General features: G+C 35.0%; 13 protein-coding genes. 4 read left to right on the top strand and 9 right to left on the bottom strand.

Going from position 1 to position 13,856, the window contains the following annotated elements; translation table 11 throughout:
• Positions 1 to 115: 115 nt before the first annotated feature.
• The 9 genes from Q0E03_RS01835 to Q0E03_RS01795 all read right to left on the bottom strand — a co-directional run bounded on the left by Q0E03_RS01835 (position 116) and on the right by Q0E03_RS01795 (position 7,803).
• Positions 116 to 682, bottom strand: coding sequence for a hypothetical protein (locus Q0E03_RS01835; RefSeq protein ID WP_297128769.1), 567 nt, complete (start codon positions 680 to 682; stop codon positions 116 to 118).
• Positions 673 to 1,746: an LPD28 domain-containing protein gene (locus Q0E03_RS01830; RefSeq protein WP_297128766.1), complete on the bottom strand. Its 1,074-nt coding sequence runs from the start codon at positions 1,744 to 1,746 to the stop codon at positions 673 to 675. The genes Q0E03_RS01835 and Q0E03_RS01830 overlap by 10 nt, the downstream gene beginning before the upstream one ends.
• On the bottom strand, positions 1,746 to 3,008 hold the full coding sequence (gene dcm / locus Q0E03_RS01825) for a DNA (cytosine-5-)-methyltransferase (protein WP_367270211.1): 1,263 nt from the start codon (positions 3,006 to 3,008) through the stop codon (positions 1,746 to 1,748). Before dcm ends, Q0E03_RS01830 begins: the two co-directional genes overlap by 1 nt.
• 44 nt (positions 3,009 to 3,052) lie before the next feature.
• Complete coding sequence (locus tag Q0E03_RS01820; protein WP_297128761.1) at positions 3,053 to 3,373, bottom strand: DUF4314 domain-containing protein; 321 nt, start codon at positions 3,371 to 3,373, stop codon at positions 3,053 to 3,055.
• Positions 3,374 to 3,444: 71 nt separating this feature from the next.
• Complete coding sequence (locus Q0E03_RS01815; protein ID WP_297128758.1) at positions 3,445 to 3,819, bottom strand: hypothetical protein; 375 nt, start codon at positions 3,817 to 3,819, stop codon at positions 3,445 to 3,447.
• A 437-nt stretch (positions 3,820 to 4,256) separates the two neighbouring features.
• The gene (locus tag Q0E03_RS01810; RefSeq protein ID WP_297128756.1) at positions 4,257 to 4,958 is read right to left on the bottom strand and encodes a hypothetical protein; all 702 of its coding nucleotides are present in this window, start codon (positions 4,956 to 4,958) and stop codon (positions 4,257 to 4,259) included.
• 97 nt (positions 4,959 to 5,055) lie between these two features.
• On the bottom strand, positions 5,056 to 5,928 hold the full coding sequence (locus tag Q0E03_RS01805; protein WP_297128753.1) for an S-4TM family putative pore-forming effector: 873 nt from the start codon (positions 5,926 to 5,928) through the stop codon (positions 5,056 to 5,058).
• Positions 5,903 to 6,583, bottom strand: coding sequence for a hypothetical protein (locus Q0E03_RS01800; RefSeq protein WP_297128750.1), 681 nt, complete (start codon positions 6,581 to 6,583; stop codon positions 5,903 to 5,905). Before Q0E03_RS01800 ends, Q0E03_RS01805 begins: the two co-directional genes overlap by 26 nt.
• The gene (locus Q0E03_RS01795; protein ID WP_297128747.1) at positions 6,580 to 7,803 is read right to left on the bottom strand and encodes a nucleotidyltransferase; all 1,224 of its coding nucleotides are present in this window, start codon (positions 7,801 to 7,803) and stop codon (positions 6,580 to 6,582) included. The genes Q0E03_RS01800 and Q0E03_RS01795 overlap by 4 nt, the downstream gene beginning before the upstream one ends.
• A gap of 266 nt (positions 7,804 to 8,069) precedes the next feature.
• Between Q0E03_RS01795 and Q0E03_RS01790 the strand changes: the two genes are divergently transcribed.
• The 4 genes from Q0E03_RS01790 to Q0E03_RS01775 all read left to right on the top strand — a co-directional run bounded on the left by Q0E03_RS01790 (position 8,070) and on the right by Q0E03_RS01775 (position 13,847).
• Entirely contained in the window at positions 8,070 to 9,428 is a 1,359-nt protein-coding gene (locus Q0E03_RS01790) for an ATP/GTP-binding protein (protein WP_297128744.1), read from the top strand.
• A 760-nt stretch (positions 9,429 to 10,188) separates the two neighbouring features.
• Complete coding sequence (locus Q0E03_RS01785) at positions 10,189 to 10,548, top strand: BlaI/MecI/CopY family transcriptional regulator (protein WP_297128741.1); 360 nt, start codon at positions 10,189 to 10,191, stop codon at positions 10,546 to 10,548.
• A gap of 2 nt (positions 10,549 to 10,550) precedes the next feature.
• Entirely contained in the window at positions 10,551 to 12,350 is a 1,800-nt protein-coding gene (locus Q0E03_RS01780) for a M56 family metallopeptidase (protein WP_297128738.1), read from the top strand.
• Between the two features lie 138 nt (positions 12,351 to 12,488).
• Entirely contained in the window at positions 12,489 to 13,847 is a 1,359-nt protein-coding gene (locus tag Q0E03_RS01775; protein ID WP_297128735.1) for a M20 family metallopeptidase, read from the top strand.
• Positions 13,848 to 13,856: the final 9 nt, after the last annotated feature.

Genomic DNA, 13,856 nt, shown 5'->3' with positions numbered 1-13,856 from the left:
TCCGATCCGTGCTAAGATGATTTGTGCATAAAACAAAAAAGCGTGGCCGCTTTGTGTTAAATACACAAAACAACCACGCACTGTTTTCAAATTAATATATTATTTTAATTTTATTTCACATTGATTGTGTAAAATCATTGCTTTCACACATATCTTCATTCGGTCCTGTGATATTAACATATTCACCGATAATACAAAGAGCCGAATTATAACTCTCCGATGCTCTTATACGAGTACACATTTCAGATGCCTGTTCAGCCATACCATTATTGCGAAGTGTTCTTGATGCAATTCCCATAAGATTGAATATATTGCCGTCTTGTCCGATTAATTCGCAATCGGGCTTTTGTTTTGCAACAATAAATCCACCAAGATAATTAGGCACATAATCAGATAACCAAGTACCATAAAACTGTGTATGCGTTGCTATTCTCCACATAGCGAGCTTACCTATACTGAGTTCTACATCTTCAAATGGATAGAGCAGATTTGTAAGATTATCATTCTGAAATGCATACACCTTTTCAAATTTAGTACCGTTCAGGAGGATTCCACTCTCTGTCAGCATTTCATTGACACCGTCAATCCATTCTTGCAAATCACCACCGCAGCCTTGCAGGATAAGTCCTTCCTTATCACTCATCTTTCGCAATTCATCTGTGGTTATATTTTCTATTGGCATAAGCCCATACCTCCTGACTGCTGACCTGAAATATCCATAGTGAAATTTTCGGTTACATAATCGTCAATAGACAGATTATCTCCTCCGATAAAATTGATACTGTTTTCTGCATTGAATTCAATATATCCTTTATCTCCGAAATCAATAGCTTCATTAGTAATGATAGTACCGCCGTGATTCACTCTGACATTAGGTTCAAGCGTCGACAGAATTTCATCATCGTTATCTGATCTTCTTATGTGATAAAGGTTAAAACCCAAAGGTATATCATTAAGCGTTAAACGTTCATTTGTAAAAAGAGCAGGCTTGCCGAATAACTCAATCAACTCATAGTCCGACTCGCCTGTATAGATATAATCCGTTCCCGTTGCATTAAGATGCAGCTGAAAATCCGAAAGGTCGTATTCCCATACTCTTGCGGCAAATTCCAATGCTTCCTTGTTTGTTTCTTCATCTGCCGGATTCCATTCTGATATGATTTCACCGCCTTTAAAGGTGTACATGCCGCAGTTTTGTCCGATATCCTCATCTGCAAATTCTGTTCGTATTTCAATATTAGGAAACAATCCCGACAATCGTTTCATAACAGGAAACGGTGTACTCCATGCAGTCTGAAAACTGATTGATTTTGCATTTTCATCAACCTCTGTACATTCGCAGGCATTCCATTTTGTACCCCAGTTTTTACAGTGCCATTCGTACCATGTCGGTGCTTCGTATTGATACAAATTACTTACTGCCGTAACACCGATATCCCAGATTTTCTTTTCTTTCTCATCTGAAATATCTGTGCTATGGTTTCTTAAATCAGCAATAAATTCTTCGTATGTTCCTTCCTTGCCTTTCAGTTCTTCAGGCATACTTTCAAGATAATTCTTAACCATCTCAATACCCTTGTTTGTTATTGAGCCACACTCAATATTAAGTGATTCCGGCATAGGAATAATTTTGTTGAAATCAATAGAACCGAAGCTGATTTCATCATTCTTGATTGCTTCAAGCATTTTCTTTATTTCAGCAGTATCACCACTGAATTTAATATTGTTCTGTACCCAATTTGGCATTATTTATCACCACCATAAAATATTCTTTTTAATTGTTCTCCAATAGCAGTAATGACTGGTACGCTAACTGCGTTTCCAGCCATTTTGTAGAGTCTTGCATCGGACATTCCGAGTGCTTTAACCTTATCAAATTGTTCGTCTGTAAAGCCTTGCAGTCTGAAGCATTCCCTCGGTGTCAATCGTCTGATATATCCGACAAAGAAGTTTCTGTTTTCATCAACAATAATCATTGCTGTTACAGTTTCTTTGTTTGGATTTTCAAAAGTCCAATAATTATGGAATGTATCACCGATAGAAACCAGTTCATCTGCTGTCAACTCCTTGAGTATAACCATAACTCCCGAATGTTCTCCGTGTCGATGACTGATTCCAGAATCCTGTCTTGCAGTAATACATCTTGCAAGCTGCGTTAGTTTAGCATTCGGATTCATATCTATAAAGTAAAAAGCCTGTGTACTGTTTGTTGTCAGAGTGTGAGCAATTTCTGATCCTACTCTGCCACGCCTTGAATTCATAGTTAAATATGAAACATCAATACTGTCATTCGGGAATGCAAACTGATAACCGCTTTTTGTTTTGGATTTAACAGGAATAGGAATCAGATAGAGTCCTGTTTTTCCTCCGCCTCCACCGCCGCCTGCTGTAAGGGTAATTGAGAGTCCATCAGCTGAGTAAACTCGATTACCTTCACTTCCCGGCACTCGTCTGACAATAGTCTTTGGATTTGTTTCGCTGAAAGCGAATACTTCGCCCCTGCATTTTTCTCTAAGAAATCCGGTAATGAACACTCTATTGCGGGATTGGGGAACACCAAAGTTTGCGCTGTTAAGCTGAGTCCATGAGACATCATACCCAATTTCATCCAATGCATTAAGGATGGCAGCAAATGTCCTGCCTTCGTCATGCGAAAGCAAGCCGGGAACGTTTTCAAGGAACAAAAGAGCGGGCCTTTTAACGGCAGCAATTCGAGCAATCTCGAAGAAGAGCGTTCCTCTTGTATCATTAAATCCGTTTCTTCGCCCTGCGATTGAAAATGATTGACAGGGAAAACCTCCTGTAATAAGGTCGATATCGGGTAAGTCATCGGGATTGATTTTTGTTGCATCTTCAAAATACATTTCTCCTTTTGTGTTATACATTGCTTCATACGCTCTGCGGGCATATTCATCGATTTCGCAGTAACCGACACATTCAAAGCTACCGACCTTTTCAAGTCCTGACCTAAAACCACCGATTCCTGAAAACATATCTAAATATTTAATTGACATAGGGCATTACTGCTCATCATCGTTTTTTCTGATTCACCTCACATTGACTGTGTCATTCCTGATTCTTCGACCAGGTCATCTGTCGTTTCTTCAACACAGATAGCATTGTTTTCTTCTTCAATTTCCTGTTCAGTCAGTTTTCTGAAGCTATCTGCGTGAGGACAAATTGCAAGCGTTCTTCCGTTATCCCAGTTCATATGGATTGTGCCAAGATCATCAACATGATTTACTGTACCTCTTGTGTTTGGCTCAACAGGATTCCGATCGTCGTCCATTTGGATGAGCAAAACTCTTGTTCCTTCGGGATATAGCTGTTTGTATCTTTCAGCTTGTTGCTGAAGTCTTTCCCATTCGTTCATTTAACTAATTTCCTTTCGCAATTATTTATCGTTATCATTGTGATTTGAACCTAATACAATCATATATAAAATCACTCCTTTCTATTTTTTTCGCATTCAATGGCTAACAATCCAAATCTTCGTATAGCCATTGAATTGCAGATAATTCTAAATATCATTAGTGGTATCACATCTTTATCTGTCATATCAGATACGCTTAAATACTTTGTGCCAAGATACATATCCCTTGCAGCACAAAACAGGCAATAACCATATTTACCTGTTTTTTTCAATGTGATTTTGTCAAATGATATTGAATTCACATTTACTTGGGAACAAACTTGTTTCCACACAATTGTATCTACAGTCAGCAAATATATTGCCGACATAAGAGCGTCGTTATTTTGGTTTTTACCTTCTATGGCTTTATAAAATCGTTGCAAATGTTTTTGCTTTGTATATTTCATACAGTTACCTCCATAATCACATATATTTTTTAGGCGACGATTGAATATTTTGTTATTAGAAAAAGCTGTACCCAATCGACTCGTTCCTGCAGGAACGGACAAACCGATTGGGTACAGTCCACTTTCTTTTTTATTTATACTGTTAATTCATTTGCTATCTTCTTTTGTGTGTTTGTATAAACTTTGATACTGTTTTCACTCTTATTTATTAGGTGTCAGGGTGCATTAATTAAGCACTTAAATAAATTAAACTCGGAGAATTGAGTAAATTTCATTTTTCTTATCCTTTCTTTTAAATTTTAAAAGAAAAAAGCGTGTAATCTCTATTGAAATCACACGCTTAAATTTAATAATATTTAATTTTAATACATCACTAAACACTTGCGTTTTGCCAAAAATACAATAATCATATATATCCGAGATACTGTTTTTATGTTTTAATTGTCTTTACTTTTAGATTTATCATTTCTACCTGAATAATATTCCATTTCATTAAGGGCATCTAATAATTTTTGATCTTGCTTGCACCCATCGGTATAATATGTAATAAATTTTGCAAATTTAATAATAACATAAATTATTACACAGGCAATAACGACTGCAATGATTTGTTCAACAGAGACCACACTATCACCATTAACAAGCAAAGATATTACAGCACCAATAGGAATGCCTATCAATATTTCAAACGCTTTGTTGCTCAAAGACGAATACTTAGAATCTCTTCTTTCAAAAACAGAACAGCACTCTTTTTTTAAGCAATTGCGTTTTTCTGCAGTGTCTATTCCGTTATCTACTAGTATTCTATTAATATTACTCAAATATTCATCATATGCGTTATCTAATCCTTTTATCTCTTTTTCGTGCATTTTGACATCATATAATTCTTCTGCTTTTGCATCCCATATTTTTACACATATAATTATTAATAACGCAGGTATTATGCACCACAATTTATTTATTGAAACAACCAGCAATATTACTAAAGCCACTATAGATATTATTGTCAAAATAAATATCGTCCAATGAAATGGCTTAAATAATTGTTTTATTTCCGAAAATGTTCTAAATCGCTTCAATTCTTTTTCAGAATAATCATTGCCAATTTCCTTTCTTACATTGAAATATTTGTATGTCATCGTTTCACCTCATATTCACAATATTTTCATTCAATTAACATATCAACTCAACTTTTATGATATTTTATTTGCAATTTCGATTTCATCATATAACTATTTAATTATTTGTTATTTCCAAATTTAGATTAGAAAAAGCATTGGCCACACATCTATGAACTGAATTATTTTCAAGAACAGGAAGAGTTCTGCGTTTATTAATTAATTCTTGTAAAGAGTTGATAGCCTCTATTGTTTTGCTTCTTTCAACAATTTTCATTCCGCCACTAATTTGAACAGATAATTTTAAGTAGTGTATGTTTTGAACGATTCGTTCAACAATCCTTAATATTATAGGAGATGAACTAAGCAGAATACGAGTTATGCTTAAACTAGCAAAAAATTTTATCTTAAAAAGGCCACAAATAAATAACATAATAAACAAAAAAACTGATGTCAGTACTATTCTAATTTTAGTTAATTTATTATTCCACCAACAATTTTGTCGCATACATTCATATATTGCATTTTCACCTTCTAAAGGACTAGAAAATTCATACCAATCTAATACTCCTGGTGGATTATCATGCCCTGTACGTTGAATTTGTTGAATATACTTTTTGGGTGCCTTATGTTCTTCTCTTACTGCATACTCTTTCAGTTTTATTTTATCATTATTGGAAAATAAATCTTTATTTGTTCCTAAAACATATGAATCAAAATAATTACGCATACTCGATGCTTTTTTTATATTCTCATTAAATCTCCACGATAAAAACAGAGCCAGAAAATCAATGGCAGACGTAACACATATCGTAATTGTATCATATGGCTCTGAGCTAGGCAAAAAGAATGTCGCCCAACTCAACAAGCAGAATATCCAACTGCTTCTATTATATCTCTCGGCTCTATTGTAACATTGACGTGAAGCAAATTGATATCGGAGCATATTTTCTTCGTTTTGCCTTTTAAATATTTCTTCGCTTTTTGTCATTTTTTAACTCCTCAACAATATTGTCAAAATCTTGTAATAAAATTGCTCTTAATTTTTCATTTTTATAAAATTCTAGTAATACTTCTCCATGGCATTTTCGCAGACGTTTGTCACTTCCACAAGGACAAATGTGATGACCTCTATATGAATTGTGCACAATATATTTCATAAGATTAAATGTTGCAACAAGATCTTTTGCGAAGAAAAGATCTTGATATGTTTCTAAAATTCCAATACATCCATGTTGTCTTTCTCCAAACGGAAATTCTCCAAAACGTTGAAAATATTCATATGATAAGAAATATATTTCTACATATTCTTTCATCCATTGTACTAAATCAAACCCATTTAAAAAACGAATCCTAATTTGTGTATCAGTTGCCAAACATAATTCACCATTTGAATAATAATGATGATAATTTCTACTGATATATTTGTCGCTGTCAACAACATACGGCAACTTATAAGATTCTATTGGTATAAATACATCAATGTTATAGTTCTTACATAAAATGAATTTATTGAAATGCCTATTTACTAAAATACTTCCTTTCAAGTGTACAAGTTTTGAATTTGAATCAACTAATTTCAAATTAGGATATTCACATAACAAGCTATTGATTTGACAATTCGCACTTTTTTCGGTAAAAATCATATTTTCTTCCATGGCTTTGCAACATTGGTTGATGAAACAGATGTAGATGGGATTGGACAATACTTTTTTCCCCATACTGACGAAATTAAATTAGAACCGAATGCTGTTTCCATTGTCGCCCTAAACTCACTTTCATTTAAATTCACCGAACTAATTAGATCATTCTGTGCTGCTTTAATCCATAGAAAAAATCTTTTTGGAACATTCGGGTTTTCATTCCATTGATCTGTTAAATTATCTTCTGGATTAGCTGGATTTTCCATAAACCACTTGTTACCTTTTCTTGAAATCAACCTATTATCTGGATATCGTTCCAAAAATACTTTTTCTGTTACAAATTGATAATTACTATATGTAGTAATTTCATCAAGTACACAGTTAAGCAGTTCAAACACTGATAATGTAGGCAATTGTGTTTGTGCAACTTTTGCTACAATTGTGCCAATGATTGCAGAAATCGGTTTCGTATCTTCCCCATCAACAAATGAGCTATAATATACATCCCTGTGATACTTTAGTATTTGTATCACACGTTGCACTGAAGACCTAAGCAGGTCATTGGGTATTTCTTCTATAGTTGAAAACATATTACTATTAGCTTCAATTATCATTTGACGTTGACGCTTTTCGCAAGCTATCAAAAAAGGTTGATTAATTTCTTCAAACCACTCTCTATAGCCTCTTGGATTGTTAGTAATCCAATTATAATTCACATTACAATGTTTTGGGATTGCAATAGCTGTCTTTATTAAGTTAGGTTTAAAACATTTTTGTGATAAGCGTTTTTTGTTTTCTTCAGTTTCATCTGCTGCTGGTACAATATCGATTGAAAAACTAACGCCATCAATGTCTGCATATCTTACAGTAATACACTTGTCACTAATCTCCAATTTACCTTCATACAAGTCGCTTTTTGTAAGAATTTCTTCAACCTCTTTTCTTAATTCTGCAGCGGATTGTTGATCACGTGTTTTTCTTAACTGACAAACAAAATCCAAATCATAAGAAGCATCTGTGCTTTTGCTAACAGGTCGAATTACTGTACCAAGTGAAAATGAACCTTGTGGATATATTTCAGCTTCTATGCCATTACTCTCAAGATACTTCGCTATTCTTTGATATTTTGATACTGCATTTTGATACTGCGTTGGTGATAAATCCAATTTTCTAATTAGTTTAATAATATCGTTTTGACGTTCAGAAGGTTCGTAAATATTCATATTTTATATCTCCTTATTTTTAGTTTGGCAATTTTATTGCATTTATTATGAATATATTTGAATGCACTTCTTAGCACTCTTAACTTTTGAGTGCTAACCCTAATTGATATTATAGCATAAGCTATCAATTTGTCAATAGCATTTTCAAAGATTTTGTGATTTTTTCTCATTTACGCAAAAAGTCAATGTAAAAATCACAAAATAATTTATTGACAACAGCGTTTTTTTCGTTTATATTAATATAAACAGTAAAGGTGGAACAAATTATGTTATCAGAATTTAGAATTAGCAATTTTTTATCTTTTGACGAAGAACAAGTTTTTTCAATGGAAGCTGGAAAAGTGCGCAGCAACATCAAACGAGTATATACAAAAGACGGCTTTAAACTTCTAAAATTTATGGCAGTGTATGGAGCAAATGCTTCTGGAAAATCGAATTTAGTTGCCGCATTTGATTTTGCACAGTCTGTAATCGTTGGAGAAGTTCCTAGCTCATATGCTAATTGTTATTGCAGAGTTAATAACAAAAACATAGATAAGCCATCTCATTTTGAGTTTACTATTAAAATCGGAGATAAAAAGTACATTTATGGATTTCATCTACTAATAAATTCAGGTATTTTCACAGATGAATATTTAAAACAGTATAAATACGGAACAACATACAAAACAATATTCTTCCGCGACATAAAAAACAGCCAATATGAAGTCGATACATTTTTTAAAGATGATACCATTAATGAACGTTTAAAAATATATGCAGAAGATGTAGTATCTGATGGCTCAATACTCTTTTTGCGATTAATGAACCAAAACAAAGATTCTTTGTATACACATGAATCACCGTTATCAATTTACAAAAAGGTATACAATTGGTTTAAATACAAATTAAGTGTAAATCAACCTGATCGACCTGTTACAGGTTACTCTTACTTAATTAATAGCGACAGTGTAGAACAAATTAGTAAGCTACTTTCTATGTTTGGAACAGGCGTTTCTAAATTTGCTATAGCTGATGTTTCTTTAGAGAAAGTTTCTTCTAGCATTCCTAAAGGTTTAATGCAAGAAATAATCGATAATCTAAATAAACAAAAGCAACGTTTTGATAAAAAAGGCTTATCTGAAATCCCATCTGTAATTTTACGTTCAAGTGACGACAATACGATGTTTATCATCCAGCTTGAACACGAGAAAATAAAATGCAAAACATTAGAATTCAAGCATGAGAAAACCGATGCTATTTTTTCATTGAATGAAGAGTCAGATGGAACAATACGTTTACTTGATTTAATAGAAGTACTATTATGTAAAGATACTGAACGAGTATATATAATAGACGAAATCAATAGAAGATTTCATCCGTTATTAACTTATAAATTTGTAGAAGAATATCTCAAACTTGCTATTTCTAGAAATATCCAATTAATAGTTACAACACACGAATCAAAACTAATGGATTTTAATCTTTTGAGAAAAGATGAAATAAACTTTATTGACAAAAGTGAAGATGGAAAATCCACAATATTTTCATTGAATACATTTAACGAACGATTTGATAAAAAAATATGTAAATCCTATCTTGATGGAGAATATAATGCTATACCACGATTCAAAACACCACAATAAATACTTCTTTTGTGAATCATAGTAATTAATGGCATTTCTTTAAAGCATAAAAATATTTTGTGTTGAACTGACCACTTATTGACCACATATTTTCAGTAAAGCATGGAAATAATGGGAATAATAGTGTTAAATATGGCTTAAAACGGTGTAAAAGAGATTTGTCGGTACGGCTACGAACCAGTAGGTCGGGGGTTCGAGTCCCTTCCAGCGTACCAAAATAGCGAAGTAGATATTTATCTGCTTCGCTATTTTATTTTTGGTTGTAGGGACTCGAACCCTATAATACAAAAACCGACGCACCGCTGTACGACGGTTTTTGAGAGGAGAAGCATATGAAGTGATTGTTAATGATTGCTTTAGCAATTATTTTAATCACGGAATATGCTTGGACGAAGCGTACCAAAAAGCCCAAGGTGGATTTTTCCACTTTGGGCTTTTTAATATGTTGTAATGGTGTGCGCAGCACACCTTAACAAAATCTGACGCACTACTGTACGGCAGATTTTGAGAGGAAAAACATACGCAGTGATTGTTTGCAAATGCTTGCATTTTGCTTTAATCACGAAGTGTGTTTTGACGAAGTCCCTTCCAGCGTACCAAAAACGAGGAATGTTCTTTAGGATGTTCCTCGTTTTTATTATTTTGGGTTGTAGGGGCTCGAACACTGAGAGGGTTTTTGTTAAATTTGCTTGACAAATTTGGTTTATTGTTATAGACTACAAGTGAGGTCGATAGTTATAAACCGAAATGAGGTGATGTTATGGATTTGAAATTGTGCGAAAGCGATTATAAGTTTATGAATGTGATTTGGGAAAACGAGCCATTGACCTCGCACGAATTGGTCGAGAAATGCGAAAAAGCACTCGGATGGAAAAAATCCACCACTTATACCGTGCTCAGAAAAATGTGCGAAAAGGGCTTTGCGCAAAATGAAAATTCGCATATAAAATCGCTTGTTGAAAAAAGAAATGTTCAGGAATATGCAAGTGCAAGATTTGTTGAAAATTCCTTTGGCGGGTCGTTGCCGAGTTTTTTGGCAGCATTTTTGAACGGACGAAAAATCAGCAACGGAGAAGCAGAGGAATTGAAAAACCTTATTGATTCATACAAGGAGGACTGATTATGACCGATTTGTTTATAAGCGTTCTGAATATGAGCATAACCGCAAGTTATGTCATATTGGCGGTGCTGGTTGTTCGCTTTTTTCTGAAAGATATGCCTAAAAAATATTCCTATCTGATTTGGAGTGTTGTGGGATTTAGGCTTGTTTGCCCTGTCAGTTTTAAGTCGATTGTCAGTCTGTTTAGCTTGAAGCCGTTTGATATGACAATGGTGCAGTCGGGCGATACATCATCTATGGATTATATCAAATCCGCTCCGAATCAAACAGCAAATAATGTGAGCGTAGGTTTGCCGAATACAGATTCTGTCATTGGGGATATTACTTCAAGCTATTTGTATTGGGCAAATATTGATTGGGTGTTGTTGGTCTTGTCTTCTGTATGGGCAATCGGTATATTTTCGCTAGTCATTTATTCTGCGGTAAAATATATGCGCCTCAGAAAAAGCCTCGATACAGCTGTTTTATTTAACGATAATGTATATCAGGCAGAGGGAATATCGTCACCGTTCATAATAGGAGTTTTTAAGCCGAAAATTTATATTCCGTACAATGTAAGTGATGATTTTTTGCAATATGTGTTGCAACACGAAAAATATCACATCAAGCGTTGCGATAATGTGATAAAAATAACAGCGTATCTTCTTTTGATATTGCATTGGTTTAATCCGCTGTGCTATTTGGCATTTTATCTTATGTCCAAAGATATGGAAATGAGCTGTGACGAGTGGGTTTTGTCACAGAATCCAAGCATAAAAAAGAAATATTCCTATGCCCTGTTGTCGTTTGCTTCGGCAAATCGTATGCCGTTGGCAAATCCGTTGTCGTTCAGCGAGAATGATGTTAAAAGCAGAATAAAAAATGCGCTCAGATATAAAAAGCCAAAAAGATTTATGTCGCTTTGTGCAGTCGTTTTGAGTTTGGCTGTCCTTGTGTTGTGCAGTGCCAATCCAAAGCAGACGGTTAATAAGCAGGATTTTAGAGAACTATCAAAAAACACATTATTAAGCGGTGTGATAAGTGCTTCGTTGACCGAGCAAATTATGAGTTCAAAGTCGGAAGAAGAACTGAAACCTGTTGAAAGCCATATAGTTCTCGGTAAACAAAAGGGAGATATAAACAAAAATAATTCGGAAAATTTAACAACATATTTTATTTATGCTTTCATCGCTTCTTATCAGGAACAAGGCAATAATTTCGTTAATTCGTGCGGGAGTTTGAATGTATATGGAATTACGGTAAAAAAAGACGGCGACAAGTATATTTGCGTTGATTCTTGGATACCGAGAGACGGCGACTATTATCCGAAAGACATTAAGAAATATTTACCGCAAGAGGCATATTTAAAATATCAAAATATTTCTTATAATGATAATTATAGGCTTCGAAACGAGGCGGTAAAAATCGCAGTCGAAAGCAATAACATTGATATAAACAAATATATTTCAAATGAATTTGACGGTTTGGTAAATATTGCAAAGGCAAACGGTGATTATTCACTTTGCGAAGAAAATATAAATCTTAATTCTTATTGCGACTACACATTGAAATATATTTATTCAAAGTTTTTGCAGGGTAATCAAAAAGGTTTGTATGCAGATATGTATCTTTCTGTTTTGATTGAAATGCTTGGCGATGAGGCAATAAAAGCAAATCCGAATAATCCGCAAGAATACTTTGATGATTTTTACAGTCATATAAAAACTGTTTTTGAGAAAAACGATGAGGGTTTTGTCAAAGCAAATTATCCAAAATCCTATGTTTTGCTGAAAATGACTGTGTTGAATGAATCCAAAGAATAAATTTGCAATATTTGTTTTAAGTGCAGAGGTGAGGCAGAGGCGAAACTGCTTCACCTTTTATTTATCCCTTTGATTTTCGTGATGAATGTGGTATGATTATTACATAATAATTATTTACACTAACATTGAGGAATGAATATGAATACAAGAGAACAAATCCACGCTTTGTCCGATGAAATGCTTGAAAATCTCGGCAAGTTGGTAGAAATTGATTCACAGCTTGGCACTCCGTCAGAGGGTAAGCCTTTTGGTGACGGTCCGGCAAAGGCGCTTGAAGTCGGACTGAAAATTGCCGAGGAGCTTGGCTTCAAAACCGTAAATCTTGATAATTACTGTGGTTATGCAGAAATTGGCGAGGGCAAAGAAATTGTCGGCATTGCAGGGCATTTGGATATTGTGCCTGTCGGCGGTGATTGGAGCTATGATCCGTTCAAACTCACTCGTGAGGGCGACTTCGTTTACGGTCGTGGCACAACTGACGATAAAGGCCCTGTAATCGAGGCTTTGTATGCTATGAAATTGCTTCGTGAATCGGGCGTTGAGTTGAACAAACGAGTTCGTTTGATTATGGGTTGCAACGAGGAAACAGGCTCAAAATGTATGGAGCACTACAATCAGGTTGAGGAGGAACTGTCTTGCGGTTTCACTCCCGATGCAAATTTTCCGTGTATTCACGGCGAAAAAGGTCATCTCACAATGATGGCTTATTCGAAAAATACAAAGATAATTTCTATGAACGGTGGCTTTGTTTCAAACGCAGTTTGCGACACTTGCACCACTGTCGTTCCGTCAGAAATCGGACTTAAAGAGAAGTTGGAACAGGCACTTTCCGAATCGAAGTTGCAGGAATACAAGATTGATGAGAAAAATGGGCAAATCACGATTTACGCCAAGGGTGTGCCGGCTCACGCAAGCACTCCGAACTTCGGTGTCAATGCAGCAGGCGTGACTATGGAATGTCTTGCAAAGGCAGGTTTTGAGGACGACTTCGTGAAGTTCTACAATCAGCATATCGGCACGGCTTGTGACGGCGAGGGAGTCGGTCTCAAAATTTCCGATGAATTCGGCGAGTTGACATTCTGCAACGGAATTGTAAAAACCGCTGACGGCGTGATTTCTTGCTCGATTGATATTCGTGTGCCTGTGACATTCAAAAAAGACGATATTTTGAAATTGGTAGACGGCAATTTGGAGGACGAAAACGGTCGAATTGAGATCACCGAAATAGGTGAGCCGTTGTTTTATCCGAGAGAATCTCCGCTTGTAAACGCTTTGTACAAGGCTTATGTGGATGTAACGGGCGACACAGAAAACGAACCGATGGTAATCGGTGGCGGAACTTACGCAAAGTCGCTGAAAAATATCATTGCATTTGGTCCCGAAAAGTTGGGAGTGGATTATCGTATCCACGGTGCAGATGAATACATCCTTGTTTCCGAAATGGAGGAAGCAGTGGAAATCTATATGGAAGCAATCAAAAACTTGCTTGCCATTTGAATTAAAAAA

This window comes from uncultured Eubacterium sp., assembly GCF_934525195.1.
Lineage (GTDB): Bacteria > Bacillota > Clostridia > Oscillospirales > Acutalibacteraceae > Eubacterium_R.
Note: the sequence above shows the minus strand (reverse complement) of the source record. Positions and strands in the feature narration are given on the sequence as shown.

Excerpts from the sequence above, each read along its gene's own strand:
- Q0E03_RS01775 (WP_297128735.1), top strand. The coding sequence starts at position 12,489 with ATGAATACAAGAGAACAAATCCACGCTTTGTCCGATGAAATGCTTGAA.
- Q0E03_RS01780 (WP_297128738.1), top strand. The coding sequence starts at position 10,551 with ATGACCGATTTGTTTATAAGCGTTCTGAATATGAGCATAACCGCAAGT.
- Q0E03_RS01815 (WP_297128758.1), bottom strand. The coding sequence starts at position 3,819 with ATGAAATATACAAAGCAAAAACATTTGCAACGATTTTATAAAGCCATA.
- Q0E03_RS01795 (WP_297128747.1), bottom strand. The coding sequence starts at position 7,803 with ATGAATATTTACGAACCTTCTGAACGTCAAAACGATATTATTAAACTA.
- Q0E03_RS01800 (WP_297128750.1), bottom strand. The coding sequence starts at position 6,583 with ATGATTTTTACCGAAAAAAGTGCGAATTGTCAAATCAATAGCTTGTTA.
- Q0E03_RS01805 (WP_297128753.1), bottom strand. The coding sequence starts at position 5,928 with ATGACAAAAAGCGAAGAAATATTTAAAAGGCAAAACGAAGAAAATATG.
- Q0E03_RS01830 (WP_297128766.1), bottom strand. The coding sequence starts at position 1,746 with ATGCCAAATTGGGTACAGAACAATATTAAATTCAGTGGTGATACTGCT.
- Q0E03_RS01835 (WP_297128769.1), bottom strand. The coding sequence starts at position 682 with ATGCCAATAGAAAATATAACCACAGATGAATTGCGAAAGATGAGTGAT.
- Q0E03_RS01810 (WP_297128756.1), bottom strand. The coding sequence starts at position 4,958 with ATGACATACAAATATTTCAATGTAAGAAAGGAAATTGGCAATGATTAT.
- Q0E03_RS01790 (WP_297128744.1), top strand. The coding sequence starts at position 8,070 with ATGTTATCAGAATTTAGAATTAGCAATTTTTTATCTTTTGACGAAGAA.
- Q0E03_RS01820 (WP_297128761.1), bottom strand. The coding sequence starts at position 3,373 with ATGAACGAATGGGAAAGACTTCAGCAACAAGCTGAAAGATACAAACAG.
- Q0E03_RS01785 (WP_297128741.1), top strand. The coding sequence starts at position 10,189 with ATGGATTTGAAATTGTGCGAAAGCGATTATAAGTTTATGAATGTGATT.